At 69.1% G+C, this 26,053-nt stretch carries 25 protein-coding genes, 1 tRNA gene and 1 pseudogene; 17 read left to right on the plus strand and 10 right to left on the minus strand.

The window, feature by feature from the left end:
• Nucleotides 1–44 precede the first annotated feature (44 nt).
• The 3 genes and pseudogenes from iolD to iolC all read right to left on the minus strand — a co-directional run.
• Nucleotides 45–2,000 (minus strand): 3D-(3,5/4)-trihydroxycyclohexane-1,2-dione acylhydrolase (decyclizing), encoded by a 1,956-nt coding sequence (gene iolD, locus AB0F70_RS10380; protein WP_357447219.1) that lies wholly within the window; start codon nucleotides 1,998–2,000, stop codon nucleotides 45–47.
• The gene (gene iolB, locus AB0F70_RS10385) at nucleotides 1,997–2,968 is read right to left on the minus strand and encodes a 5-deoxy-glucuronate isomerase (RefSeq protein ID WP_357447221.1); all 972 of its coding nucleotides are present in this window, start codon (nucleotides 2,966–2,968) and stop codon (nucleotides 1,997–1,999) included. Before iolB ends, iolD begins: the two co-directional genes overlap by 4 nt.
• 1,046 nt (nucleotides 2,969–4,014) lie before the next feature.
• A pseudogene (gene iolC, locus AB0F70_RS10390) lies at nucleotides 4,015–4,971 on the minus strand (5-dehydro-2-deoxygluconokinase); the annotation flags it as partial.
• Nucleotides 4,972–5,174: 203 nt separating this feature from the next.
• Here iolC and AB0F70_RS10395 point away from each other — a divergent pair.
• A complete protein-coding gene (locus AB0F70_RS10395) occupies nucleotides 5,175–5,912 on the plus strand; it encodes a GntR family transcriptional regulator (RefSeq protein ID WP_357447224.1) in 738 nt (245 codons plus the stop codon).
• A 164-nt stretch (nucleotides 5,913–6,076) separates the two neighbouring features.
• A complete protein-coding gene (locus tag AB0F70_RS10400; protein WP_357447227.1) occupies nucleotides 6,077–7,186 on the plus strand; it encodes a transaldolase family protein in 1,110 nt (369 codons plus the stop codon).
• A 47-nt stretch (nucleotides 7,187–7,233) separates the two neighbouring features.
• Here the strand turns inward: AB0F70_RS10400 and AB0F70_RS10405 are convergent, their stop codons facing one another.
• On the minus strand, nucleotides 7,234–7,476 hold the full coding sequence (locus AB0F70_RS10405; RefSeq protein ID WP_357447230.1) for a hypothetical protein: 243 nt from the start codon (nucleotides 7,474–7,476) through the stop codon (nucleotides 7,234–7,236).
• 200 nt (nucleotides 7,477–7,676) lie between these two features.
• Entirely contained in the window at nucleotides 7,677–8,087 is a 411-nt protein-coding gene (locus tag AB0F70_RS10410; protein WP_357447233.1) for a hypothetical protein, read from the minus strand.
• 401 nt (nucleotides 8,088–8,488) lie between these two features.
• On the opposite strand from AB0F70_RS10410, the gene AB0F70_RS10415 reads away from it, so the two are divergent.
• Both AB0F70_RS10415 and AB0F70_RS10420 read left to right on the plus strand, forming a co-directional pair.
• The gene (locus tag AB0F70_RS10415; protein WP_357447236.1) at nucleotides 8,489–8,890 is read left to right on the plus strand and encodes a hypothetical protein; all 402 of its coding nucleotides are present in this window, start codon (nucleotides 8,489–8,491) and stop codon (nucleotides 8,888–8,890) included.
• Nucleotides 8,891–9,113: 223 nt separating this feature from the next.
• Nucleotides 9,114–9,184: transfer RNA gene (locus AB0F70_RS10420), tRNA-Gly, on the plus strand.
• Between the two features lie 92 nt (nucleotides 9,185–9,276).
• Here the strand turns inward: AB0F70_RS10420 and AB0F70_RS10425 are convergent.
• Nucleotides 9,277–9,531 carry a hypothetical protein gene (locus AB0F70_RS10425; protein WP_357447239.1) on the minus strand — a complete coding sequence of 85 codons (255 nt, stop codon included), beginning with the start codon at nucleotides 9,529–9,531 and terminating at the stop codon, nucleotides 9,277–9,279.
• Nucleotides 9,532–9,952: 421 nt separating this feature from the next.
• Here AB0F70_RS10425 and AB0F70_RS10430 point away from each other — a divergent pair, with 421 nt between their 5' ends.
• Entirely contained in the window at nucleotides 9,953–10,462 is a 510-nt protein-coding gene (locus AB0F70_RS10430; protein WP_357447242.1) for a hypothetical protein, read from the plus strand.
• 165 nt (nucleotides 10,463–10,627) lie between these two features.
• On the opposite strand, the gene AB0F70_RS10435 is transcribed toward AB0F70_RS10430, so the two are convergent.
• From AB0F70_RS10435 to AB0F70_RS10445, 3 genes are all read right to left on the minus strand, one after another.
• On the minus strand, nucleotides 10,628–11,458 hold the full coding sequence (locus tag AB0F70_RS10435; RefSeq protein ID WP_357447245.1) for a hypothetical protein: 831 nt from the start codon (nucleotides 11,456–11,458) through the stop codon (nucleotides 10,628–10,630).
• Nucleotides 11,459–11,826: 368 nt separating this feature from the next.
• Nucleotides 11,827–12,351 carry a hypothetical protein gene (locus AB0F70_RS10440; RefSeq protein WP_357447247.1) on the minus strand — a complete coding sequence of 175 codons (525 nt, stop codon included), beginning with the start codon at nucleotides 12,349–12,351 and terminating at the stop codon, nucleotides 11,827–11,829.
• 131 nt (nucleotides 12,352–12,482) lie between these two features.
• Complete coding sequence (locus AB0F70_RS10445) at nucleotides 12,483–13,139, minus strand: MafI family immunity protein (protein WP_357447249.1); 657 nt, start codon at nucleotides 13,137–13,139, stop codon at nucleotides 12,483–12,485.
• A 164-nt stretch (nucleotides 13,140–13,303) separates the two neighbouring features.
• Between AB0F70_RS10445 and cutA the strand changes: the two genes are divergently transcribed.
• The 12 genes from cutA to AB0F70_RS10505 all read left to right on the plus strand — a co-directional run bounded on the left by cutA (nucleotide 13,304) and on the right by AB0F70_RS10505 (nucleotide 24,565).
• Nucleotides 13,304–13,645: a divalent-cation tolerance protein CutA gene (cutA, locus tag AB0F70_RS10450; RefSeq protein ID WP_357447252.1), complete on the plus strand. Its 342-nt coding sequence runs from the start codon at nucleotides 13,304–13,306 to the stop codon at nucleotides 13,643–13,645.
• Between the two features lie 2 nt (nucleotides 13,646–13,647).
• Complete coding sequence (locus AB0F70_RS10455) at nucleotides 13,648–14,640, plus strand: helix-turn-helix transcriptional regulator (protein WP_357447255.1); 993 nt, start codon at nucleotides 13,648–13,650, stop codon at nucleotides 14,638–14,640.
• Nucleotides 14,641–14,721: 81 nt separating this feature from the next.
• Nucleotides 14,722–15,870, plus strand: coding sequence for an HAD family hydrolase (locus AB0F70_RS10460; protein ID WP_357447258.1), 1,149 nt, complete (start codon nucleotides 14,722–14,724; stop codon nucleotides 15,868–15,870).
• A 287-nt stretch (nucleotides 15,871–16,157) separates the two neighbouring features.
• On the plus strand, nucleotides 16,158–16,592 hold the full coding sequence (locus tag AB0F70_RS10465) for a DUF6221 family protein (protein WP_357447261.1): 435 nt from the start codon (nucleotides 16,158–16,160) through the stop codon (nucleotides 16,590–16,592).
• A gap of 138 nt (nucleotides 16,593–16,730) precedes the next feature.
• Entirely contained in the window at nucleotides 16,731–17,246 is a 516-nt protein-coding gene (locus AB0F70_RS10470) for a hypothetical protein (protein ID WP_357447264.1), read from the plus strand.
• Nucleotides 17,247–17,301: 55 nt separating this feature from the next.
• Nucleotides 17,302–18,039, plus strand: coding sequence for a phosphatase PAP2 family protein (locus AB0F70_RS10475; RefSeq protein WP_357447267.1), 738 nt, complete (start codon nucleotides 17,302–17,304; stop codon nucleotides 18,037–18,039).
• Nucleotides 18,040–18,143: 104 nt separating this feature from the next.
• Nucleotides 18,144–18,746, plus strand: a complete 603-nt coding sequence (locus AB0F70_RS10480) for a phosphatase PAP2 family protein (RefSeq protein ID WP_357447270.1) — start codon at nucleotides 18,144–18,146, stop codon at nucleotides 18,744–18,746.
• A 195-nt stretch (nucleotides 18,747–18,941) separates the two neighbouring features.
• Nucleotides 18,942–19,415 carry an NUDIX hydrolase gene (locus AB0F70_RS10485; RefSeq protein WP_357447273.1) on the plus strand — a complete coding sequence of 158 codons (474 nt, stop codon included), beginning with the start codon at nucleotides 18,942–18,944 and terminating at the stop codon, nucleotides 19,413–19,415.
• 521 nt (nucleotides 19,416–19,936) lie between these two features.
• A complete protein-coding gene (locus AB0F70_RS10490) occupies nucleotides 19,937–21,373 on the plus strand; it encodes a ricin-type beta-trefoil lectin domain protein (RefSeq protein WP_357447276.1) in 1,437 nt (478 codons plus the stop codon).
• Nucleotides 21,374–21,472: 99 nt separating this feature from the next.
• A complete protein-coding gene (locus tag AB0F70_RS10495) occupies nucleotides 21,473–22,672 on the plus strand; it encodes an MFS transporter (protein ID WP_357447278.1) in 1,200 nt (399 codons plus the stop codon).
• 44 nt (nucleotides 22,673–22,716) lie between these two features.
• The gene (locus tag AB0F70_RS10500; RefSeq protein ID WP_357447281.1) at nucleotides 22,717–23,772 is read left to right on the plus strand and encodes a MerR family transcriptional regulator; all 1,056 of its coding nucleotides are present in this window, start codon (nucleotides 22,717–22,719) and stop codon (nucleotides 23,770–23,772) included.
• 40 nt (nucleotides 23,773–23,812) lie between these two features.
• The gene (locus tag AB0F70_RS10505; protein WP_357447284.1) at nucleotides 23,813–24,565 is read left to right on the plus strand and encodes a DUF2625 family protein; all 753 of its coding nucleotides are present in this window, start codon (nucleotides 23,813–23,815) and stop codon (nucleotides 24,563–24,565) included.
• Nucleotides 24,566–25,197: 632 nt separating this feature from the next.
• Here AB0F70_RS10505 and AB0F70_RS10510 read toward each other — a convergent pair.
• Nucleotides 25,198–25,872, minus strand: coding sequence for a nucleotidyltransferase domain-containing protein (locus AB0F70_RS10510; RefSeq protein ID WP_357447287.1), 675 nt, complete (start codon nucleotides 25,870–25,872; stop codon nucleotides 25,198–25,200).
• Nucleotides 25,873–26,053 lie beyond the last annotated feature (181 nt).

Genomic DNA, 26,053 nt, shown 5'->3' on the forward strand with positions numbered 1-26,053 from the left:
GGCGGCCGGATCGATGGGGCGGGCCGTGCCGGCGGGTCGGGGCGTCACAGGTAGTGCCGCTGCGCCGCGCCGCCCGCCTCGTACTCGGCGAGCGCGGTACGGGTGCTGGACAGGGTGGAGACCTCGCTCACCGGCACGTCCCACCAGCTCGAACCCGGCGGGTTGGGCCCGTACAGGTCGGTCTCGACGTGGATGAGGGTCGCGGCGTCGGAGGCGACGGCGGTGCGGAAGGCCGCGCGGAAGTCCTCGACGCTCTTGGCGACCAGCACGTCGACGCCGAAGCTCTCGGCGTTGCGCACCAGGTCGAGGGGTACGTCGTCGCCGTCGAGCAGACCGGTCTCGGGGTTGCGCATCTGGTACCTGGTGCCGAAGCGCTGCGAGCCACGCGACTCCGAGAGCGCCCCGATCGAGGCGAACCCGTGGTTCTGCAGCAGCACCACTATCACCTTGATGCGTTCGGAGACGATGGTCGCGAGCTCCTGCGGGAGCATCTGGTACGTGCCGTCCCCGACGATCGCCACCACCTCACGGTCGGGCGCCGCCAGCTTCGCGCCCATGGCCGCGGGGATCTCGTAGCCCATACAGGAGTAGCCGTACTCCAGGTGGTACTGCGACGGCGTCCGCGCCCGCCACAGCGCCTGCAGGTCCCCCGGCATCGAGCCGGCGGCGTTGATGAGGATGTCCTCGTCGCTCATCAGCTCGTTGAGCGCCCCGAAGATCTCGGTCTGCGCGGGCAGCGGGCCGTGGCCCAGGTGGTAGCAGCGTTCGGTGATTTCCTGCCAGTCGGCCACGCGCCGCGTGACCTCGGCGCGGTACTCGGCGTCCGTACGGTGCCCGGCGAGCAGGTCGGTGAGCGCGGTGAGCCCCTCGCGGGCGTCGGCGACCAGCATCTCCGCCGAGTGCTTGGCGGCGTCGAAGGCGGCGACGTTGACGTTGACGAACCGCACGCCCGGGTCGCGGAAGGCGGTGTGGCTCGCCGTCGTGAAGTCCGTGTAGCGGGTGCCCACGCCGATGACGACGTCGGCGGTGGCCGCGAGCGCGTTGGCGGCGTCGTTGCCCGTGGCGCCCACTCCCCCGACGGCGAGCGGGTGGTCCCAGTTGATGGCGCCCTTGCCGGCCTGCGTGTCGGCGACGGGGATGCCGGTCGCGGTGGCGAAGGCGCGCAGCGCCTCGCTCGCCTCGGAGTAGACGACGCCGCCGCCCGCGACCACGAGCGGCCGCTTCGCGGAGCGGATGATCTCGACGGCGCGTGCCAGCGCGGCGGGCTCCGGGACCGGGCGCGCGACGTGCCACACGCGGTCGCGGAAGAACTCGACGGGCCAGTCGTAGGCCTCTGCCTGGACGTCCTGCGGGAGGCAGATGGTGACGGCGCCGGTCTCGGCCGGGTCGGTCAGCACGCGCATCGCGGCGGGCGCGCTCGACAGGAGCTGCTCGGGCCGCCAGATCCGGTCGAAGTACCGCGACACCGGGCGGAAGGCGTCGTTGACCGTGACGTCGGGGCCGCCGGGGTGCTCGAGCTGCTGCAGCACCGGGTCCGGGAGCCGGTTCGCGAAGACGTCGGAGGGCAGCAGCAGCACGGGGATCCGGTCGATGGTCGCGAGCGCCGCGCCGGTGATCATGTTGGTCGAGCCGGGGCCGATCGACGCGGTGCACGCGAAGGTCTGCAGCCGCTCCTTGGTACGGGCGTAGCCGACGGCGGCGTGCACCATCCCCTGCTCGTTGCGGGCCAGCAGGTACGGCAGCTCGTCGGGTCCGGTCTCGCCGACCGGCACGCCGGACTCGGCGGCCTCGACGTGCGCCTGCAGCAGCCCCTGCCCGAACCCCGCGACGTTGCCGTGCCCGAAGATGCCGAACGCGCCGGCGAACAGCCGCTGCGTCACGCCGTCGCGCTCGGTGTGCTGGTGCGCGAGGAAGCGGACCAGGGCCTGGCCGACGGTGAGGCGGACGGTGGCGGTTTCGGCGTCCGGGGTCGGGGCCGGGGTCGGGGTCGTACTGCTCACGTGGGCTCCTCGGTGAGTTCCGTGGTCGGGGTTGTGGTGGGTGCGGGGGCGGGGCTCGCGCCGAGCGGGAGGCGCGGGTCGACGGGCTCCGACGCCCACGTCTCGCGCACCCAGTGGTGGGCCGGGTCGTCGACGGACAGCCAGGTGCCGTCGTCTGCCGGGCCTGCCATGACATTGAGGTAGTACAGGTCGTAGCCGGGGGCCGCCGCGGACGGCCCGTGGTACCCGTGCGGGACCAGCACCGTGTCGCCCGTGCGGACCTCGGCCAGGACGTCGATCGGCCGGTCCGCCGTGCCGTAGACCTGGTGGTGCGCGAGCCCCGGGCCGGACGGTCCGTCGGCCACCTCGAAGTAGTAGATCTCCTCCAGCTCACGTTCCTCGTGACCGGGGACGTCGCTGTGCGCGTCGTGCTTGTGCGGCGGGTAGCTGGACCAGTTGCCGCCCGGGGTCAGCACCTCGCACACCAGGATGCGGTCGACGTCGATGGCGGTGCCGATCGTGTAGTTGTGCACCTGGCGGCTGGCCCGGCCCGCGCCGCGCAGGTCGACCGGCACCTCGCTCGCCCGCAGCACCTGCACGGGGAGCGCCCGGCCGGCGCGTGCGGTGCCGATGGCTACGCGGGTGCCTCCGCCGTCGGGCACGTCCCCGCCGTCGGGCCGCAGCGTCACCGTCGAGCCGACCGGCAGGTAGGCGATGTCCGCCGGGCCGGCGAAGACGCTCGCGCGGCCGGTGAGCCGCAGGTCGTGCCGCTCGCCGCCGGGGTCGGTCACGTCCAGGCGCAGGCTGCCGCGCAGCGGTACGACGACCGCCTCGTCGGCGGTGAGCTCCAGGTCGAGGTGCCCGTCCGGGGCGATCTCGTGGACCAGAAGGCCGCTGTAGCCCCAGCCGGCCCGCTCGGGCGTGACCTCGGCGACGGCGCCGCCGGTGCGTGCGTCGGGGACGCTCGCTCGGAGGATCAGATCGTTCACAGAGGTTTCCTTCACGGCTGAGTGGTTCGCGGGAGGCAGGTTCGGAACGGCGTCGGTCACAGCAGGCGCACCGCGTCGTCGACGGCCGCCGCGACGTCGCCGCCCGGCGGGTACAGCAGGGACCTGCCGATCACCAGGCCGCGTACCGTCGGCAGGGCGAGGGCCTTGGCCCAGCCGGCCATGGCGGCATCCTGGTCCCCGCTGACCTCCCCGCCGAGGATGAGCGCTGGCAGGGTGGACGCCGCAAGGACCCGCTCCATGTCCGCCACGACGGGCAGCTTGAGCCACGTGTAGGCCGACGTGCGGCCCAGGCCGGACGCGATGGCGATGGACCGCATCACCGCGTCGGGAGTCAGGTCGTTGCGCACGCGCCCCTCGACCCGGCGGGAGATGAACGGCTCGACCATCGCGACCAGGCCGCGGTCGGCGAGCTCGTCGACGGCGCGGGCACTCGCCTCCAGCGTGACGACGGATGCGGGGTCCTGCGGGTCGATGCGCAGCAGCATCTTGCCGCCGTCCAGACCCGCCTCGGCGATGCCGCGCGCGTCGTAGCCGGTGAAGCGGTCGTCCAGCTCGAACGACGAGCCCGCAAGGCCCCCGCGGTTCATCGACCCGTAGACCAGCTTGCCGTCCAGCGCGCCCATCGCGGCGAGCTCCTCGACGAGGTCGGCGGTGCCGAGGAAGCCCCCGACGCCCGGCCGGCCCAGCGCGATCGCCGTCCGGCGCAGGAGGTCGCGCCGGTCCGCCATCGCCATGGGGTCGCCCCCCACCGCCACGGCGCCGCGCGCCGGATGGTCGGCGGCGATGACGAGGAACCGCTCGCCCGGGACCGAACCCGGATGCCGTGGCCGGGAGAAGAGCCGCTCGCGCAGCGCGCGCGGGTCGCTCAGCCGCAGCTCGGCGACGGCGTCGACGCTCAGGGCGGGCCGCGCGGCGCTCTCGGCGGATGCCTCGTGAGCGGCGACGGCGTCGCCCGTGTCGGCCGACGGCGCGGTCGCACGCTCGCGGATCTCGATAGGGGCATCGGTCCGCTGCTCCGGCACCCGGCCCGTGGCCAGCAGGTACTCGACCTCGGCGACCGTCGGCATCGACGCCGCGCACTCCAGCCGGGCGGCGACGATCGCGCCGGCGGCGTTGGCGAACCGCAGCGTCCGCTCGAGCGACCAGCCCTGCAGCAGCCCGTGGCACAGCGACCCGCCGAACCCGTCCCCCGCGCCGAGCCCGTTAACGACGTCGACGGCGACCGGCGGCACGACCACCCGTTCGTCGCGGGTCTTGGCCAGCACCCCGCGCGGACCCTGCTTGACGACCGCCAGCTCGACGCCGGCGGCGAGCAGCGCGTCGGCGGCCCGGTCGGGATCCTTCTCGCCGACGGCGACGAAGCACTCCTCCCGGTTGCCCACGGCGATCGTCACGTGCGGCAGTGCGGCGCGGATCTGCTCGCGCGCCGTCTCGGCGTCGGGCCAGAACATGGAGCGGTAGTCCAGGTCGAGCACCGTGTGGCCGGACCGGCCGCGCGCTTCGAGGGCCGCGAGGTGCGCCGAGCGGCTGGGCTCCTGGCTCAGGCCGGTGCTGGTGAGCCAGAACAGGCGCGCCGAGCGGACGGCGTCGATGTCGACGTCCTCCGGTGTGATCCGCAGATCGGGGGCGGACGGCGACCGGTAGAACCAGAGCGGGAAGTCGTCGGGCGGGAAGATCTCGCAGAACGTGACGGGGGTGTGCAGCTCGGGCACGACGACGACGTACTGGTCGTCGACACCGAACCCGCGGAGCTCGCGGCGCGCGTACCGGCCGAAGGGGTCCTCCCCCACGCCGGTGACGAGGGCGGTGGCATAGCCGAGCCGGGCGGAGGCGACCGCGACGTTCGTCGGGCTGCCCCCGAGGAACTTGCCGAAGGACTGCACGTCCTCCAGCCCGACGCCGCTCTGCAGCGGGTACAGGTCGACCCCGATGCGGCCGATCGCCAGCACGTCCGGCGCCCAGGCGTCAACGCGTCGTGTCATGCGGCCTCGTCCCCATTCCCATCACCATCGTCGTCCCCATCATCGCGGAACCGCGCGCACCAGCTCGTGCGGCAGGTACCTTGACCCTGCCTCCGACGCGCTCTCCTGTCAATGCTTTGTCCTGACATTTGAACATCCCGTCCTCAGTACCACCGACGGCTAGACTCTCGTTCGACAAGATGACCCCAACGAGGAGGCCCTCCGTGCCCCAGACGCTGCGCATCGACCTCGACCGGTCGAGCCCGGTGCCCCTGTACCACCAGGTTGCCACCGCTATCGACGCAGCGATCGAGGACGGGCGGCTGCAGCCCGGCGAGTTCCTCGAGAACGAGGTGGCACTGGCGGCGCGCCTCGGCATCTCGCGACCCACCGCACGCCAGGCGCTGCAGGACCTGGTCGAGCGCGGACGCCTGGTACGCCAGCGCGGGGTCGGCACACACGTGGCCCCCGCGCGCGTGCGCCGGCCCGTCGAGCTGACGAGCCTGCACGACGACCTGACGAAGACCGGCCGCAAGCCCAGCACCGAGGTGCTCGAGCACCGGACCGTGTCGGCGAGCGCCGAGGTCGCGGAGGCGCTCGAGCTGCCGGAGGGCACCGAGGTGGTCATGATCCGCCGTCTGCGCATGGCCGACGGCGAGCCGCTGGCCGTGCTCACCAACTACGTTCCGCTGGACATCGCCCCGACCGTCGACGAGCTCGCGGCGAGCGGGCTGTACGACCTGCTGCGTTCGCGGGGTGCCAAGCCCAAGGTCGCACGGCAGCGCATCGGTGCGCGCTCGGCGACGGCGGCCGAGGCCCGCACGCTCGGCGAGAAGCCGCGGGCGGCGCTGCTGACGATGGAGCGCACGGCGTACGACGACAACGGCAAGGGCATCGAGTTCGGGCAGCACATCTACCGTGCGTCCCGGTACATGTTCGACACCATGCTGTTCGCGAGCTGACCGGCCGGTTGTTCCGCGGCCGGTCTCATATTCGCGCTCATTTGTCCTGACATTCGGTTGACAGGTTGCCTGGACGCACTGTCGAATGGAGTCACGCCGAACCCTGCGACGACGCGGGCTCGGGTGCGGACGCGCACTGTCGGCCTACGCCTCCGGAGGATCTCGTGACCCAAACGCTCGACACCGCCACACCCGACGGCGCCGACGGGGAGACCCCCCTGGCGCGCATGACGCGGGAGCACCCGCAGACCGCCCTGTGGAACGACTCGGCAGACCCGGTGCAGCTCGGCCGCGCGATCGCCTGGGGCGCCGTCGGCGCGACGTGCAACCCGGTGATCGCGCTCGCCGCGATCAAGGCGGACCTGCCGCGCTGGACGGCCCGGCTGGGCGCGCTCGCCGAGGACCGGCCCACCGCCACGGAGTCGGAGCTCGGCTGGCTGGTGGTCGAGGAGCTGAGCGTCGAGGCGGCCCGCCTGCTGCTGCCGGCCTTCGAGGAGTCCGGCGGCCGGAACGGGCGGCTCTCGATCCAGACCGACCCGCGCCTGCACCGGGACGCCGGTGCCCTGGTGCGCCAGGCGGAGCAGTTCGCAGGGCTGGCGCCGAACATCATCGTGAAGATCCCGGCGACGCAGGTGGGTGTCGAGGCGATCGAGGAAGTGACCTACCGCGGCATCAGCGTGAACGCGACGGTGTCGTTCACCGTGGCGCAGGCGGTGGCCGTGGCCGAGGCCGTCGAGCGTGGACTCGATCGCCGTGAGCGCGAGGGTCTGCCGGTCGAGGAGATGGGGGCTGTCGCGACGATCATGGGTGGCCGGCTCGACGACTGGCTCAAGATCGTCGCGGCGCGTGAGGGTCTGCTGGTGCCGCCGGGCGTGCTCGACTGGGCGGGGGTGGCTGCTCTGAAGAATGCGTACCGGATCTTCCAGGAGCGGGGCTATCGCACCCGGGTGCTGTCTGCGGCGTTCCGGACGCACCTGCACCTGTCGGAGCTGGTGGGCGGTGACCTCGTGATCTCGCCGCCGTTCGAGTGGCAGGACTCGATCAACCGGAACTCTCTTGCGCTGCCGTCTCGTATCGATGTTCCTGTGGATCCGGAGATCCTCGACTTGCTCACGCGAGCGCTGCCGGACTTCCGGGCCGCTTATGAGCCTGATGGGCTGGCGCCTGAGGAGTTTGCTGGGTTTGGTCCGGCGCGGCGGACGTTGCGTCAGTTCCTCGACGCGGATGCGCAGCTGGACGCGCTGGTGCGGGACGTGCTGGTTCCTGCGCCCTGAGAGTTCGAACCTGCGGGGCGGTGCCGATTCGGCACCGGCCCTGCGGATCACTCGCCGCCGGCCTGCGACCAGTACTCGTTGACGAGCGCTATGGCTCGTTCCTTGGTCAACGACTTGAGCTTGTCCTCGTCCAGATGCAGGTCCTCTCGCAGGACGCGCAGCAACCCCATGGGGATCGCCTCCTTGGGCGCCTCCGGCTTTCCACGCTGGGGCAGGACGCCGTCGTTCACGCACGCCCAGAACTCCTCTGGGCTCACCTCGAGCTGGGCACGGAGGATGTGCGCGGCCATGCTGGGGCCATAGGGCTGAGGCTTGACAGGCCGTGAGATCCGGGTGCGGAGCAACCGCCCGTCCGGGTGCGGGAACTCGTAGGTGACGTGATGCGCCACAGCCCGGCCACGGGCGTCCGTGACCAGGTTCCAGCGCTCCGCCTCGCAGAAATCCTTGTGAGCAGTGCGGGTGACCGGAGGCAGCCCCGGTGGCGGTGGCGTCATGCCCCCAACCAGGTGCGTAGCTGATCGTCGTCGGACAACATGACCACCTGCACGAAGCCCCAGTTCTCTACATGGTTCTGTGCGCGCCGAAGGCGGTCGTTCCAGGCCTTGGCGTAATCGCGCGAGGCGACGACGAGATCGTCCAGCAGCTCGTCGAGCGTGTCACCGGTGGCGGACACCGACGGCACTCCGGGAACGAACGCTCCCCACTCCCCGTCTTCGCTGAACACCTGGGTGTCCGGGACCACGAGCATCGCCAGCGTGTGGCGCAGCCGCTCCGTGTCCACGACAGACGAGCGCGCCGAGTCGCGACGGATCGTGACGGTCACGCCCGACTCCGCAGAATCCAGGACATCCTTGAACTTTGCACGGGCCTCGGTTGCGGTCTGGAATTCGGTGGGTGTCACGTCGATCGCCTCCTGTACATGATGTACAGATCGTACGTCGCTCAGGGGCGCCGCGCAAAGGTCTCCGGGCCGGGCCGGTTGGCGCTCAGTGCGGCAGTCGCACGGCCGGCTCGTTCCACCGGGACCCCTCCCGGCGACCTGCGTGTTCACTGCATCGATGCGGGGACTTCCGCGCACTCATGACCGGAGGCGCCATGAAGCTCGACTCGCGATGCACAGCAGCCCTTACCGCCGTCGTCCTAGCCGTGCTGCCAGCAGCCTGCTCGGCGTCCGCCCCGTCGGACGCGGCACCTTCAGGGGCGGTGACCAGTTCGTCAGACCCGTCTTCGACGTCGGACAGCCCCGCGCCCCCTGCTCCGGACAGCAGCTCGTCGCATGACGCCATCGACCTTGTCGAATGGATGACGCTTGCGTGCATCTCGATGAGCCCCGGCGAGCCCATGGAGATCATCGACCCCACTGTTGTCCGTGCGGACAACCGCGCGGCCCTCGCTGAGCTCGCCCAGACGGCGGCCGACCTGTACGACACCCGGCTCGACCTGCTCAGCGATCTTCCCGAACCACCGACACGTGAGGCACAGGCCTATGTCGCCGACTTCCGCAAGGCCGTGAAGGGCGCCAAGTCCTCGTGGGAGCTCGTGGCCAGCAGCGCTGAGAGCAAGGATGTCCCGCTCAAGAACCTGAGAGCCTTCGTCCAGTTGGCGGGGATGACGACGATGATGGTCAACACACCGGTCCCGCCCGAACCGGGACCGCTCGCGGAAGCGTACGAAGCGAGCTGGAGATGCAGCGTCGTCCGTTGACATTCACTCGAGGGCGAACCGGCCGGTCAGCCGTCGCCGAGGGTCGAGGCGCGGACCACCAGCCGGGACGGTGGTCACGACCATCCATACACGGCGCTGCAGCAGGACGTCCTGGCGAGGCTCGCGTCAGGCTCGGTGAAGGGGTGAGCGCGGCGGGTGCGGGGTGGAACCCCCGGCGAGGTTTGCTAGTGTGTTCCCCGCACCGCGCATCAAGCGCGGCCGTGCGGGCGTAGCTCAATGGTAGAGCTCTAGTCTTCCAAACTAATTACGCGGGTTCGATTCCCGTCGCCCGCTCAGAGTACGGAAGCCCAGGTCAGAGAGTGTTTCTGACCTGGGCTTCGTGCATTCTGGAGGGCTGGAAGCGGCGCTGGCCGGCCCACGATGGCTCACGTGCTGTGCTCGTCCATCCAGCTTTGGACGACACTATCGCCGAGCACCCTCCGTACGAGTTCCTCACAGGCCGCCGACTCTGACGCAAGCACCCTCTCAGAGCTCCTGATGCCTCGTTCGCTGTAGAAGATGTGCCAGCCGTCAGGCTCCTGGACAAGACAGAAGGTCTCGTTCTCGTCGCGCCCGATGCTGTACGCGAACCCTGGTACCTTCCTGCGCCGCAACTCCGACCGCAGTTCCTCAATTGTCACTGGATGACCTCGTTTCGTTGTACATCATGATCGAACCTGCTGGACGCATGCGGCGCGGACTTGCACCGGCCAAGCCCTGTACTCTCCGGCTCACCGCCTGCGATCGGACTGAGGGAGCGTACAAGTGATCATGGACGCCGACGGCCCCTGGACGACAGCCGCGCGGCTCATCGTTGAACCCGAACATCTGGGTGGAGACCACGGCATCACCGATGACGGCAGCACGTTTTGTGGCTTGTCCCCAGACCTGATCGAAATCTACCGGCACCCGTTCGACGGCCGTGGGCGCTCCGACTGTCGCATGTGTGCCCGCCGGATGTACGAGGCCGCCGGCCTCGCGGGTCAGGAGCCACCACCGGCCGCGTGGGCGCGCCCGTTGCTCCGTTGGACGGCCTGGGTCACGAACGGCGCTGACGCCGCCATGGTTACAGACGCCCTCCGGCAGGTACTGACAGGCAGGGCGATCAGGGCGGTGCGCTACGCCGACCTGGACTACGAGCACGAAGTGCCGTACTGGCACGAGGGCGACCGCGACGTCGTCGGGCATGGACTGGAGCTCGACCTCGACGACGGCTCGACCTGGTCAGTGATCTGGGAACAGGGCGGAAGCAGCGCCGGCCTCGGGATCCGGGCCGAGCCGCTCATGCCCAACCACCTGCAGCTCGCCCGAATCTGGCACGTCACTCGCCACTGGCGCCGACGTGGTCCGCGCACGATCACTCAGATCGAGACCTTCTGGTGGCCCGAACGGCGTCCGGAGGACGGTGGCCCGTCCAGCGCGCTGAGCCTGGGAGGACTGGTGCTACGCGACCTCGACCGTGGCCGACAAGCCGTCGTGGTGATCGACGAACGCTTCGACGTCCGCATTTACTTCTCCCCCAGCCGCGCACGTCGCGACGGGTTCTTCACCGACAGCTACGTCAGCCTGTAACGGCTCTCGAATCGACGTCACCCGCAGGGCTCGGTATCCCCGCGCAGAAAGGTAGTGCTCGGACAACGTCGCCGTGCGAGACTCCCCCGTGCGCTACGTGACCGTGCAGTCGTCCAACGGCGGGACGATGACCGGCGTCCGCCCCTACCTCGTGTGGCTCGGCGATCACTTCCTCCGCCGTGACCAGCCGAGGTCCGCCCTCGTCCAGCGCCGGCCGGCGATGGCAGGTCGCTCCTTGACTGCGGCCGGTATCGCGCGGAACTGCGCGGACCAGCTCGATGGTGGCTCACCCAGTGCTCGAAGCGCGTCGGGGACGATTGCCGTCGGCTCCCGCCCGTCCAGCGGAAAGTCCAAGAACACCTGGTAGACGTTGTCGACGGTCTGTAGCGCGACCCGGTAGGTCGACGGGTCGTCGTGGACGGGATAACACGATCGCAGCGTCAAGCCCTCGGCGCGCAGCCGTTCCTTGTCGGCGGCGGTCAAGATCTGGCGCCGGGCGGTGTCCTGCGGGCGTTCCCAGGAGTGGTCGGCAGCGACGCGGGCGACCGCAGCGTCGTACTGGTCGGCACGGAACGTCACGCCGTGATCCATGGGCGTCTCATGCAGCCAGTCCCAGTGCACCGCGTTGCCCTGACGCAGGATCCGGACATCGGTGACTCCGCACCCGTACTCGCCGCACTCGCATCGAGCGATCGGCACGACACGCGGTTCGGTGGACGCGACCAGCCGGTTCTCCGGAACGAACAAGCTGCCCGGCCCCATGCCGGCACCCGCAGCACGGCTCGTCATCTCCACATCGTCGACGAAGACCAGCACCTGGAAGTCGTCATGCACGTCGGCTGCCACCACCTCGAACCGGATCGTCTCGGCAGGCATGCGCGAAACCACCGTGCCGTCGTCCGCCACAACATCCGAGAGCGCGATCCCGCGTGGGCTCGGCAGCATCAGCTCTCGAAGGGCAGAATCGAGCAACACACGCATGTCCTCGGTGTCCACGTGACGCGGAGCGCCGGCGAGCTCACGAAGGGTGGGCGAGTCGACACCCGAAACGAGAGCGGCTGTGGCGGCCTCGACCAGAAACGCATTGTCGACACCTCGGTCGAAGGACCAGCGGGTCGCAGCCTCGTAGAGACGCTGCCGGGCGGACGGGGTGCGCGATGTCATCGCCACCCATTCTGGACCACAACTGTTCCGGGCCGGGATGGCGTTTCGCGCCGGCGGCGTCGTATACGGTCGACGACGCACCGCGGGATCGGCTGATCCTCCACTGTGCGCCGACCTCGCCCTGTCACCGATCTGTGCAGCAGGCCCGTGGCCACGGGGCTGGGTCCCCTTGACCATGCCGTCACTGCATTCCGGTACCACTACATGACGAAGCGCTGGACCGGGTGGTCCCAGGAAACGGCACAGTAGAAGAGCTGCAGGTTGGTCCAATTACCGAGGACCAGCCCAGTCGGCTCGCCACACTCGGGGCCGCGCGGTTCGTCGGCCGGCGGCACCAGGTAGGTCGTCGCGGTCGTCCGATGGGTATGGGCAACTTCAGTGCTAGCCAGGCTGAGAAGCGTGCTCAACGGATTACCGCAGGCGCACGCAAAGGCGTCGAAGTACGGGCCTCCGACGTCGCTGTCTGCCGGCCATCCGCCGACCTTGGACCCGTCGGCGAACGACCGCACCGAGTCGTAGCTGGTTCCCAGCTCGTCATCACGTCGCGTGACCTGGTCATGGAAGGCTCGTCCGAGTACCCATGCAGGAGGGAACTCGGTGACTTGCTCCGCAGCGAGTACACACGGGACCGGGACGTAGCCGTCCAGGAAGATCTGGTCCTCACCGGGGTGCGGCACGTCGGTCAGGACGTCGTCGACGTCGCCCGAGCGGCGCCATACGACCATGAACTCTTCGTCAGGCGGTGCAGTTCGGGAAGGATGGCGGTGATGTCCGACGGCGGGGGTGAGGTCCTCACGCGAACGCATCCTGCCAGGAACGCTCCGCCCGCGACCCGCCTCTCCCGGGGCGGCCCGACTCACCGCCCGATGCGATCAACCTCGATCTGCGCCGCGTCAACGTCCGCACACACCACCACAACGGGCCACTGCGGCGGCTCCAGCCTCCGACTCCACGTCGGATGGACGATCGCGAATCGACCACTGGTCAACCGGAGGAGAACCTCGTCGGCCCCCACGAATCGCGCGAGCACGTCGAACGGTTCGCCATAAAGGACATGGCCTACGCCGATCTCTTGCTCCAACTCGTGCCGCAAGACTGACAGGTGCTCGATGTCGTCTGGCTCTCCGGTCGTCAAAGTCCACCAGGTGTCGGCGTCGACCTCGGGCCACGGGGCCGGCGTGAGACGTTCCCACAACAGTGGGTTCATTCCCATCAGGTTCCCGGCATTCGCGATCTGCCAGCGGACCGCGTCGTCGACCACGATGTCGTCCTCGTACAGATGGCTGCACAACGACTCGAGCGCGATGCCTGGCTCTCCGTGGTCGAGGAGGTCAACGACGTCGTCGTACTGCTTGGTCGACAGCGACGGGGCTACCCGACTCGCCGCTTCGCGCAACGAAGCCTCGATCACCTGGGACCATCGATATTCCGGGATCTCCGAGCGGACGCCAGCAACCCGCGCAGCAGTTCCCTCTTTCGGATCGCCTGCGCTGGGCTCGAAGGCTTGGGCCATGGCATGAGTATCGGCGAAACATCGCTGACACCGATGCCTAATTCAGTACCCAGGGGTGACTGATCCAGCTGAGGACCTCACTAGCGATCGCGGCGAAACCCGACGTCTAGGCGCACCGCGCAGAGCGAGGCGCCCCGGCGGGAGGTCGCCGGTACGCTCATCGCATGGCGAGCAACCCGGTCGACGTCGAGTTCGTGCAGGTGGCCACAACGTTTGGTGCTGTGGAGGAGGCCGAGGCTCTCGCCTCGTCTGCCGTCGAGGCGCGGCTCGCGGCATGCGCGCAGGCCGAGGGCCCGGTCACGAGCGTGTACCGGTGGGACGGCGCGGTACAGAAGGACAAGGAATGGCGCGTCACGTTCAAGACCACCGCCGCCCTCGCTGACCGGCTCACCGAGTACATCGTGCGTGAGCACTCCTACGATGTCCCGGAGGTTCTGGTGACGCCCGTGATCGGCGGACACCAGAAGTACCTGGAGTGGGTGCAGAACGAGACACAGCAGGAGTGATCATGCGCGTGGTCGACCCGAGATTCGCACAGACGTTGCGCCGGCTTCGCACCGAGCGTGGCATGTCGTTGCGCGACCTGGCCCGGGCGTCGTTCATCGGCAAGTCCACGGTGTCGGAGCTGGAGAACGGACGCATGCGCCCGAGCGCCGACATGGCGGCCCACCTCGACGACGTCCTCGAGGCTGGCGGTGTCCTGGCCGCGATGGTGGTTCAGTCGACTGTGACCGACGAGCACGCCGCAGAGCTCTCGAAGGTGACCGAGCAGCCCTCTCGCGTGGACGCCGCGACCGTTGCCGCCCTGGCCGCCGTCCTTGCCGCACAACGTCATCTCGACGACGTCGTCGACCCGCAGATGATCGTCTCCTCGACCGCGGCGCAGTGCTCCGCGGTCGAGGCCCTCGCAAAACACGCAACAGGGCCTCACGCTGTCGAGGTCCGTCGCTTGGCCGCAGAGTGGACCCAGTTCCTCGGGTGGCTGTACGCACAGACACGCCTTGACGCTCAGGCAGTCCAGACCTTGCGACGGGCTGTGGCGATGGCTGACGAGATCGGCGACGCGACGTTGTCGTCCCAGGCGAAGAACTACCGCGGGTACGTGGAGCGCCGTCGCCGAAATCCTCGCGGCATCGCCCGCCACTTCCAAGCTGCGTACGAAACCCCGGGGACCGGCGACCTGCACCGTGCGGACTCCGCGATCCAGGCAGCGCACGGCATGGCCATGTTGGGTGAGACCTCCGCAGCGACCAACATGATCAGTACTGCAGAAGACCTGATCGCTTCCTCCGAACGCGATGAAACAGCACCGTCGACCTATTGGCTGACGCCGACGTGGCTACAGCTACCCCTCGGCCTGGTGCACCACGCCCTCGGGAATGACTTGGACGCCGTCGACAACCTCCGATCTGGGCTGGACGCACTGCCGGACGAGTGGACGGCAGCGGGCTGGAGCAGCGAGTACCGCCGCACCCTTGCTCTGGCCGAACAGTCCGCCTGACACCAAGTTCCGGACACCGAACCCTTCTCCCCGGACACCGAACTCCTCCCGCTCCCGACGTATGCCTGGCGTACTGGGAGCATGCGAAACACAGCCCTCAGGACGCAGGCAGCGACGGCGGCCGTCACCGCCACGAGCCTGCTGGTGGCGTTGGACATTGACGGCACGCTGATAGACAGCGAGCGACGGATTCCACCCGGGACGGTCGAGACGCTGGACCTGGTTCGTGCGGCCGGCCACGAGGTTGTGCTCGCCACGGGCAGGTCGTTGGCCGGGCTGCTGCCGATCGCTACCCGGCTGGGTCTCACCACCGGGTGGGCGGTGTGCTCCAACGGTGCTCTGACCGTTCACCTGGACCCGTCCGCGCCGTCTGGCTACGACATCGTCGAGGCCCGAATGTTCGATCCCGCACCAGTCATCCGACGCGCCTTGGACGTGGCGCCGAGCGTGCGAGTGGCGATCGAGGAGGTCGGGTGGGGCTGGCGCACCAGCAGCCCATTTGAACCAGGTGAACTCAACGGGCAGCAGAAGGCTGTTCTGCTGCCCGATCTGATGGCAGAGCCTGCGACCCGGATCGCGCTCACCGCCCCTGATCTCCGCCGCTGTACCGACGCCCTACGCGCCACGGGGGTCACGGTGGCCCCGCAACGGGCGGACTGGCTCGACATCACCGCCGCCGGCGTGAACAAGGCCGCCGCGCTCGACGTCGTCCGAACCCACCTGGGCATCCCTGCGGATCGAACGGTGGCTGTCGGCGACGGCGTCAACGACCTAGACATGCTGACCTGGGCGGAACGCTCAGTCGCGATGGGGCACGCGCCACCGATCGTCCGCAGCGCCGCCGACGAAACCACCGGCACCATCAACCAAGCCGGTGCCCTGCCTGTCCTGGCCTCTCTTGTTCCTGCTGTGGACGGTTCGCTCTCCCCGCTGGCCGCGCAGATCGCCACCGCCGAGCGGACCGCTCCCGGGCCGGTCGTGCTGCGGGTTTGGCACGGCGTCGGACCGGACCTGTGCCGCTGTGAGGCGTGGACCCTCCAGGACGGCCGCTGGGTCAGGCACGCACCGATTCCGTCCGGCGTGGGCATCACGATGCGCGCGATCGAGACCGCCGCGCTAGAGGCAGGGCTGCCCTATCCGCGTGGCGACGAGGGCCGACGTCGCGCTCAGTGGCGCAGCGTCACTGGTGGCGGCCCGGCCGGGTTCGAACTGCCCCTGAGTGGCCTGTAGCCGTTCCCTCATTGATCTTGCGGCTGGGTGGGGAGCTATCCGTTGCCTACCCGTCGTGTCAGTACCCGGTTGCGCACCGAGGTGGTCGACGGCGACGCCGATTGACTTACGCCACGTTGCCGAGGTTTGGCTGTTCGCGGTTCCTTTGGCGGACCGGCTCGGTCTCTGCTTGCCCCAGACGCGCGTACGCGCGGGGAGCGGCACAAACGGTGGTCGTGGCATGGTCGCCGACGCGCTCCCTCTCCTCGCGCGGCACGAGACCCGGGCCACATGGAAGGATCCGCGGCATGATCATCACCGAGTTCGTACTGGCCCGTATCGCCGAGGACGAGGCGGCGGCGCAGGCCGCGCTGGACTACGCGCCAGACTCCGGCCTCTGGGAGTTCGACGAGGACCTCGAAGCCATCGTCGCGCGCACCCCGACCGGTGATGTGGTGACTGTGCGAGGAGGAATCGACATCGAAGAGGTCCGAATTGACTCGCGGCATATGGCCCGCTGGTCCCCAGTGCGGGCACTCGCCGAGTGTGCAGCCAAGCGGACAATCGTGGAGGCGTTCGAGGAGCTTGGGAAGTTCCTGACACAGTCGCCGGACAGCGGGGACGGCGTTGAAGCGACCGGCGTCCGGGACCTGTTCGCCGGGCTCATGATCGCGGTCAAGGCCCACGCCGAGGTGTACGCCGATCATTCGGACTACCGGGCGGAGTGGCGCTCAGAGGCATGACGCCCCCTTCTGCCAGCGGGTGTCCATAGGCTGGCTGCTGCGGTGCCTCAGCACCAGGAGGCTTCCTCGGGAACCTACGCCCTAGCCGTCGTCGCATACGGTGCAAAGGGTGCGAGCCGGGGCAGTAGCATCTGCCGCATGATCGATGTCGAGGCGACCGCCCGTGCTGAAGAGTTCGCAGCTCGGTGGATGAAGTGGGTAGCCGGGACAAGCGTCGTGAACAGCCCTCTGCTGGACGAGAGCGGCGAGGACGCGGGCCGCAAACAGCCCGCAGATGTCTGGTTCCTTGGTGGAACGATGGGTGGCGCGGCCCAACGTGAGTTCAACGTGCCGCTGGGGCGGCCGCTTTTCGGACCAGCGTTCTGCATGTGGAGCCCTGCGCCGCTCGCGCTGTCCCATATGGAGCACGCTTGGGGCACGGTCCGCGTTGACGGCCAGGATCTCGACACCATACGGGCAGCGACCAGCAAGGTACGGATCCGAGGGGCACTGGGCAATCCCGTCACGCAGAACTTTTGGCCCGCATCCAGGTACGTGGTGGGTGTCTGGGCGATGATCCAGCCCCTGGCTGCCGGTACCCACGTGCTCGAGATCGCGGGCACCAATGGGTACGGCTTCAAGGTCTCCGTGCACGCCACGATCCACGTTTCCTGATCGAGCGTCCGGGTAACGACGGGCTAGTGGCGCCGCCCTGTGGCAGCGTGTCGGCATGAGGCCCGTTTTGCACCGAAGTCCCGGCCACGACCCGCAGACCGCCACGCCACCGCGACCGCCCACAGGCCGCGCCCGTCGCCTCCTACGCGCCGCGCTGACCGGCATCGCGACCGGCGTCGCCCTCATCGTCATCGCACTGCTCGTGCGCGAGCAGTGGCCGCCGCTCGTCCAGCTCGACGAGCGCGCCGTGACGGAGGGTGCCGCGCTCGCCGCCCAGCACCCCGAGCTGCTGCGCGCGCTCATCCTCTGGCAGTGGGCCTTCCTTGCCATCCATCTGCTCGTGCCCGTCGCCGCGATCTGCCTCGGCTACTGGTGGCGCACCGGCAACGCCACGCGCACCTGGTGGGCGCTCTCGACGATCCTCACCGCCTGGGGACTGTCCAACCTGCTGAAGGTGGTCGTGCACCGCGCGCGGCCCGTGCTGGACCATCCGGTGGAGAGCGCGGCCGGCTACTCGTTCCCGTCGGGGCACGCCGCGAACACCGCGGCAATGATGACGGCGCTTGTGGTGCTCGTGTGGCCGTCGCTCAGATCTCGGGTCCTGCGGGCCGCTGCGGTGGTCGGGGCCGCGGTGCTCACGGTCGCCACAGCGGTCGACCGGGTCATGCTCGGCGTGCACTACCCCTCCGACGTGGTGGCCGGCATCCTCTTCGGGGTCGGTTTTGTGCTGTCCTCGTACCTCGCCTACCGGCACTGGCCGACGCCGCGCCCCGAGCCCGGTCCGGACTCCTGATGCTTGACCTCGAGCGGTGGGCGGACGACACATCACCACCCGGAAGTCCCGAGGTGCGACGAGCCCTGGGGCTGCGTGTAGGAATTCCGGCAGTGGCGTGGTGGGTGATCGTAGTAGGGCTCGGCCTCCTGCTCGCCGGCCCGCTCGCGGGGCTCAAGGAGCGGGAGAACGCGGTCAACGAATGGTTCGTCGAGCAGCGCACGGCGACCTTCAACACCCTCACCGAGGTGTGGGGCGTGATGGGGACCACCGAGACGATCATCGGGATCTGCCTGGTCGTGTCCGGCGTCGTCTGGTGGCGTACCGGGCAGTGGTGGTACGCAGTGGTCCCGGCGATCGCCGTCGCCGTCCAGGCCGCGGTCTTCATGCTGGCGGCGCTCGTCGTGAGCGCCGAACGCCCCGAGGTGGAGCAGCTCGACCACGCGCCACCGACGTCGAGCTTCCCGAGCGGGCACTCCGGCGCCTCGATAGCGCTCTACCTGTCGCTGGCGCTGATGGCCCAGCGGATCGAGCGCACGTGGCTGCGCGTGGGCGTAACCGTCGTGCTGTTCCTGCTGCCCCTGCTCGTCGTCTACTCCCGGCTGTACCGGGGGATGCACTACCCGAGCGACGTCGTCGTCGGGGTGCTCAACGGTCTCGTGTGCGTCGTCATCGGGTGGTACTGGCTGCGGCGGACACCCTCTCATGGCGAGGACGGCAGCAGCTGAGTACCGGTCCCCGGCGAAAGGCGGTGCCCGCCCTGGGAGTGGCTGCCCACTATGTGACCGTGAGGACGCAGACGCCCAACGTCCTGGCCGGGATCCCCGTCCGAAGATCCACGACAACAGCGTTCATTCAGACGAGGGTCGCCGGAGGGCCGAAATCTCGTTGCGAGGACCGTCACGGCAGTAGAACCTTTGGCTGTGCCCTCACCGCTCATCACTGACGCTCAGCGCAACGAACTCGTCGAATTCAAATGCGGATCAGAGGATGAACTTGACTGCCTGGATCCCGGGATCCCTCTCCCGTTGGCGCTGGTGGTCGCTCGCCACGACGACTGCACCTTGCTCGTGTTCAACCGGTGGCGAAAGCTCTGGGAACTGCCCGGCGGCATGATCGACCCGGGCGAGACCCCGCGTCAGGCAGCGATCCGCGAATTCGTCGAAGAAACCGGACAGCCTGCTCCCGAGGTTGAGTATTCCGGCGTGGCGACGTTTCGGCTGATGCCGGACCGCCGTTTCGAGTACGCCGCTGTCTACGTCGCCAGCTTGAGCGGAACGACACCGTTCGTGGCCAACAGCGAGGTCGAGCAGATCGCGTGGTGGGACGGCCGCGAGATGCCGAATCTTGCCGTCCTCGACATCGGGATCTGTCGACTGCTCGGCGGGCCTTCGTAACGTCGGGACCCGTGGTTGCACCGGACCGTCGACGTTGTCCCGCCCGACACCGTGTCCCGCACTCTGACGGTTCGGTCATCGCCTCCGAAGGCGACACAACCATGAGGGGGCGCCGGGCTGACCGCGGCCTGAACTTCCTCCCGCCGCTCTGGGCCAGAAAGCTCACGAAGACCTCGGCGCACCTGCCGCGCTGCCGTACCGATGGCCGAACTGGTCGGACTTACTCGGTCGACTGCAGACGAGATCGATGGCACCGACCTCGGACCGCTCGGAACGTTCGACTAGTCCAAGCGACAAGCAGGCTGATCGTTTCTGATCGTTTACAACCCACTCTTGACCACCTACTGTTCGGGTGGGACTCTTACGGCGATGCTGACCTCGGAAACGATCAGCATCGAAGCCCTCTGCCAGTTCATCGACGAACACGCGCAATGAAGCGCGAGATGGGTTGAACCGTGACGACACTCCGCAGAACCTCTCCACGCGCCAGGCGGCCCCGGGCTCGCCTGGCTGCCGCCCTGTTGACCCTGACTCTCCTGCCGTTCACCGCCGTCGCGAGCAGCGCTCCCGCAGCCGCGGCCACCTCCCAGTTCCGCGGCATGAACTGGGGGGTCGCCGGTGACAACTTCTCGACGAGCCCGCTGGTGCTCGACGGGCTCTCGTCGTCGGACAGCTACGACACCGTGCGGGCCAAGGCCAACGCGCTCTACGGCGACATGGGGTCGACGCTCGGCGTCAACACGGTCCGCCTGCCCGTCAACACCCACACGGTCGGCACAGCCTGGTGGGGTGCCTACCGCGGCACGATCGACGCGGCCACTGCCCGCGGGTGGAAGGTCATCGTCGCTTACTGGGAGGACGGCGCCGCCTCCGGCGGCAGGGTCACGAACACCGCCGCCTGGAACTCCATGTGGGACACGGTCCTGTCCCAGTACGCCTCGAACAGCCTCGTCTACTTCGAGCCGATGAACGAGCCGCACGGCTACACCTCGACCGCATGGCGTGACACGGCCGCTGCCTGGCTCAGCTCGCACAGCAACGCCCCCGACGGCCGGGTCCTGATCGGCGGCACCGGCTACAGCCAGGACCTGCGCGACGTCTGCAACGACTCGCGCTTCAACGGCACCCTGCTGTCGTTCCACACGTACACGTTCATGTACGGCGCCATGACCTACGACGCCTGGCGGTCGCACATCACGACCCGCCTGGGGAACTGTGCGTCGCGCGCCATCGTGACCGAGTTCGGCTCCGCGATGAACAGCGGCCTGAACTACAACGACAGCGGCAGCACCAACAACATGGTCCGGTACCTGCGGGCGGTCGCGCAGGTCATGCGCGACAACTCCATGGGTGGCGTGTACTGGCCGGCCGCCGGCGGCAAGCTCGGCAGCATCGGCTACGACTGGTACTCCATGTACGTCAAGAGCGGGAGCGGCACGGCGCTCGACCTGACGATCCGCAACTACTCGGGCGGCAACCAGTACCGGTATGCCATGGGCGACAACGTGAACCCCAGCGGGGGCACCGGCTCCGGGTCCCGCGTCGGCACGATCGCCGCCAAGCACTCCGGCAAGTGCATGGACGTCGTCACCGCCTCGATGTCGAACTCGGCCGAGGTCGCCCAGTACACCTGCGGCACCGGGACGAACCAGCGCATCGCGCTGAACGACCTCGGCAACGGCTACTACAACCTCGTCGCCCAGCACTCCGGCAAGTGCATCGAGGTCCCCGGCGCGTCCACGGCCGACGGCGCGAGCATCACGCAGTACACCTGCAACGCGGGCGCCAACCAGCAGTGGGAGCGCATCAGCGTGGGCAGCGACCACCAGTTCAAGAACCGGAACTCGGGCAAGTGCATCGAGGTCCTGGGCGCATCCACTGCCAACAGCGCCCGCCTGAAGCAGATCACCTGCAACACCGGCAGCACCAACCAGGTCTGGGCGATCACGACCTCGTGATCCCTGCCTGACGCCGTACGCGGCGGGCGAGGCCACAGCCTCGCCCGTCGCCGCGCTGCCGTTGACCCTCGACCCGGTCGACCCCTCAGGGTCACGGGCATGTCTACTCCGCTCCCCCGCGCCTGGCTCGTCTTCCTCGCCGCGAGCACGCTCAGCCAGCTGGGCAACTCAGTCCTCTGGTTCGCCCTGGGCTGGGCCGCAGCAGCACATGGCGGCCAGGTCGCGGCGCTCGTGCTTACCGCGTCCGGCCTGCCTCGGCTTCTCCTGGTGCTAGTAGGCGGCTCCGTCGCCGACCGCGTCGGCGCCCGGCGGCTGCTCCTGTGTACCGAGTCAGCCATGGTCATGGTCTGTCTCGCCCTCGCTGCCAGCCTGCAAGCCACCGGTCCGACGCCGTGGCTCCTTGCCGCCGCAGGCCTGGCATCCGGTGTGGTCTCGGCATTCTCCCTGCCCGCACTGGGCTCGATGCCCCGCCTCCTGGTGGACGACGCCGCACTCCCGCACGCGATGGCCCTGCGGCAAGGCCTGGGCCAGGCGGTGCTGCTTGCCGGCGCGCCGCTCGGCGGAATCCTGGTCGTCACGGTCGGCCTGCCCGTTGTCGCGGTCGCCAACGCGGTCTGCTTTGCCGTGGTGCTCGTCGTCCTGGCAGTGCTCCGGCCCAGGCGCCACGTCGACCCGTCTACGGGACCGCTCTGGCGTTCCCTGTCCGATGGCGCCCGCGTCGTCGCCCGTACGCGCGGCCTGGCGGGGGCGCTCGTACTGACCGGCGCCGTGGCCGCCGTCGTGCTGCCCGTGTCGTCGCTGCTCGTGCCGCTTCTCGGGCGGGCGGCCGGATGGGACGCAGGAACGACAGGGATCGTTGTCGGCGCTCAGGCGGCAGGGTCGATCGGCGCCGCGCTCGTCGTTGCCCGGGCCGGGACAGCGCGGCGGACCGGGCGGGCCGTGGCGCTGGGGCTGGCCGCAGCGGCGGGAGGCGTGGCACTTGTCCCGTTCGGAGCCGGGAGCACGATGGCCTTGGCCGCTGGCGCGGCCGTCGTCGTCGGGGCCGGCACGGGTGTCGCCGTCGCGCACCTTGGGCCTTTCGTGCTGGGCAGCGCGCCACGCACGCACCTGGCACGGGTCCAGGCATGGACCACACTCGCGCAGCTCGCGCCTGTTGTGGTCTCGAACAACCTGCTCGGCGCCCTCGCCGAACAGGCTTCCCCAGGGGCCGCCTTGTACTGCTGCGCCGCAGCGCTCGGGGCGTGTGCCGTGGCCGCCACCCGGCTCCGTGCGGCGGCCCGCGAACAGGCGTCGCTGTGACCTCGTCTGGACCCTCGACCTGGTCGAGGGTCCATGCTGTAGCCGTGCACCACGCAACGATGCTGACCGTCGGCGCGTTCTCACGCGCCTCGGGTCTGCCTGTCAGCGCCCTGCGTTACTACGACGCCGCAGGCGTGCTCCGGCCCGCGCATGTAGACCCGGTCACCGGCTACCGCTGGTACACGCCGGACCAGGTAGGACGGGCCAGCCTCGTCGCCCAGATGCGCCAGACCGGCATGCCGGTAGCCGACATCTGCCGCGTCACGACTACCGATCCCATCACCGCCCGACGGGTCGTCGATGCCCACCACCGTCGCCTGGAGGCCGAGCTCGCCACGGCGACCGCTCGTCTCGCCGACGTGCGTGAGCTCCTCGCGGCAACCACCAGCCTCACGGTCGACGCCGCCGAGCTGCGTGCCGCGCTCCGCTCCGTCCGGCGCGCTGTCGGAGATCACTCCTCATGGCGCGCACTGCGTGGCGTGCTGTTCGACGTCGACGACGCCACCCTCCGACTCGTCGCCACCGATCGCCACCGACTGGCCGTCAGTGCCTTGCCAGTGACAGGCGTGGAGGGCCCGCCGGTGCGCGTCATCGCGCCGGTCACCGTCGTGGACGCCTTCCTTGATCGCTCAGAGACGCCACGAGTCAGCGTGTCACTAGCCCCTGGTCGCGTCACGCTCGGCGGCCTGGACGGCACGCCGATCGACGCGATCTACCCCGACTACCGGGCGCTCCTCGTTGCGCACGAATCCCATCCCGAGGGCACGCGCGGGCAGTCGCCGGTCGCCGCCGGCGTTGCCGTGACGGCATCTGACCTGCTGGAACAGGTCATACGGGCCGAGGCCGGGAGTGGGTTGAACGCTGGGCCCCGCGACGACCTGGTCACGATCGACCTCGACCCCTCCGAGGTCCGCATCGGCGACGCGCCCCGCACCGTCGCCTTCGACCGCAAATACCTCACTGACGCCGTCCGCTCGTTCGGCGACGCCGATCTGCGGCTGACAGTCAGTGAGCGCGACGCCATCCGGCTCGCCGCTGTGCACGGACCTGACGCCGTCGTACTCCTCATGCCGGTGCGGCTCGACGCCCACGCCGCCTGAGCCGGCCCTCGATCACCTCAACGGGGCTACGATCCAGCCTGTGCGACTGTTCGAGAACCTGACCGCGACGCCGGAACCAGCCTGGCCAGAGCTACAACGCCTGGTCAGGGGGGCGTCGGTCACCGTCGAGGTTATCGCCCCTGACGAAGCGATCGGCCGTCGCACGCTCGAACAGCTCCAGGTCACTACCAGGTCCTATCTCGGCGCCATCGTCGTCCACACCGGCGGACTCCTGATCGACAACGGTTGGTTGCGCATCTACGGAAGCCCGTCGTTGGACGAGCCCGGCCGGATGCCCAGCCTGGCCGCGGTGAACGACTTCCCGCCGGCACCCGAGGACTCTTGGTTCCCCGCACACGGACTCGTTGTCGCCCATGATGTCCTCGGCGGTACCTATGTACTCAACGGGCACGATCCTGAGGCCGTCGCCCGACCGGGAAGGCCTGGCGAGATGATCTACCTTGCTCCCGACACAATCCAATGGGAGCGGCTCGAGGGCGGGCACTCCGCTTGGCTCGCTTGGGTACTCGACGGCGGCCTGACCGACTTCACGGACGGGCTTCGGTGGAACGGGTGGGACGCCGAGACCCGCGGTCTGAGTGGTGACCGCGGCCTGAACTTCTTCCCGCCGCTCTGGACCAGAGAAGCTCACAAGGACCTCGAGGCCACCAGCCGCGCCGTCGTGCCTATGGCCGAGCTGGTCGGTCTTGCTCGATCGACCGCAAGCCAGATCGATGGCGCCGACCTCGGACCACTCGGAACGTTCGACGGTCGCGGGCCCGATTCTCCTTGACGTCCACAGAACGAAGAATGTGAGCAGGCTTCGTTCGCATCGGCGAACCTGGTGAGCTGTCCGTTGGGTAGCTCGGCCCAGCTAGGATCTGCGGCATGACCAACACGAAGGGATATGCCGCGTAGGCGCCCCATTCAGGTGCGGCAGCACGCCGCACGTCGACTCCCCAAGTACCGACCGGGCCCCGTCCCATTGCGGTCTGTCAAAGACGGTCGGCTCTCAGGCTCGACGCACGCAGCAATACGGCTCGACGAGACCACACCCGGTGAAGTCTTCGCCGCTCTTCGGAGATGGGACCGCAAAGCCCGCGACCATCGGCCATGGGGCAAGCCGGGCTATGGCTGCGGAGAACCGGGGTGTTGTGGCAGCCCGTTCGACGATCGCGACCTCCTTGAGCGAATGATGCACCGCCTGCCACGCGGCCCCGCACGAGAGCTGAGAGACCTCGTTCACGAGCTCGACCGACGTATCCTGACGAAGTTCCCAGCGCAGCTCGACCACTACCACCGCTGGTGGCACGCTGATTTTCCCTGGGACTACGACTGACAGCTCCCCATGGCGGCGCAATAGCCCGCGGCACCGCCTGCTCAGTGAGCCCGCGGTGCCGCGACCGGCCGGGGTTGTGACGGCGGCTACCTGTGAGAACTGGTCCAGAGCCCGGCGACTGCGTCGAACTGCTGGACGACGGTGGCGACAGGGCCGCCGTCGGCCACCATGCTTGCCAGAGTGCCAAGAGCGGGTAGCTGCGCACCGTCCGCCCAGGACCACAGCTGCGCGAGATGGGCGCCCAGTGCGGGCTCGATCTCGCTCCAACGATCGGCAGCATGCAGGCGATCGGTAGTCCAGGTCTTGTCGTGCACGCTGACCATCCCGGCGACGGCGAGAAGGGTTTTGCGCGCTACTCGCCTACCGAGAACGCCGATGTCCGTTCCGGCAGTCACCAGCTGCTCCTGCCACGTGCGCCAGTGCCGGCCGAGGTCGCCGTTGAAGCCCCGCGCCGCGCGAGCGTCGGCGCGAAAAACGGGCAGACCGGCAGACACGTCCGTTCCCGTCAGATGGACGCAGTAGTGCCGCAGAAAGACACGGATTCCGTGGGCCTCATCGGTATCGCCCTGGAGGTCGGCCGACGTCATCGCAGCGACCTCGACATACCGGCAGGCCATCGGAAATCGGCGGGTGAGGTTGGCGCTCAGCTCGGCCGAGTGCGGGTAGTTCACGGACAGCAGGTCGACGTCCGAGGCTCCCGGGCGGGCGGTCCCGTTAGCGACCGACCCGTAGACGTAGAGCGTCGCGGCGGCATCGCCCACGGCAGCTACTGCGGCAGACAGGATCGGCTCGAAGACCGACGGCACACGGTCGCGTCGCGCTCCGGTGCGAATGACGCCAGCTGAAGTTACGCCCTCGTCAGGGTCTCTCACGATGCCGGCGTCTCCATGAGCGCAGTCTCTCAGACTGGTCGTTCCTGGGAAGAGGCCGTGCCGGCAGTCC

The sequence above is a fragment of the Promicromonospora sp. NPDC023805 genome, assembly GCF_040639635.1.
GTDB lineage: Bacteria > Actinomycetota > Actinomycetes > Actinomycetales > Cellulomonadaceae > Promicromonospora.